At 38.8% G+C, this 255-nt stretch carries 1 pseudogene; it reads right to left on the bottom strand.

The features are described from left to right. Positions 1–255 (bottom strand): annotated as a pseudogene (locus EQG68_RS15145) (OmpA family protein); the annotation flags it as partial.

Below are 255 nucleotides of genomic sequence, written 5' to 3'. Positions count from 1 at the left end.
TCGTGTTTCCATCAGCACTAAGGGAAGAAGGACCATCGTGCCATTTTGAATTTAAATCCGCTACCGGCTCTGCATTGGTAATGGTACCATCTACATTATAAGTAGCTTTGTAGATGTCTAAATAAGGTTCTTCATTCCAACCGTAGTTCTTTCTGGCTCCGTTTCGGGCACTGGTAAAGTAAAGGTTGTTTTGATGTAATACCGCTCCAAAGTCAGATTTATCACTATTAACATCCAATGATTTAATATCAAACT

The organism is Flavobacterium piscinae (assembly GCF_004122145.1).
GTDB classification, from domain to species: domain Bacteria; phylum Bacteroidota; class Bacteroidia; order Flavobacteriales; family Flavobacteriaceae; genus Flavobacterium; species Flavobacterium piscinae.
This window is presented reverse-complemented; position numbering and strand designations above follow the sequence as displayed.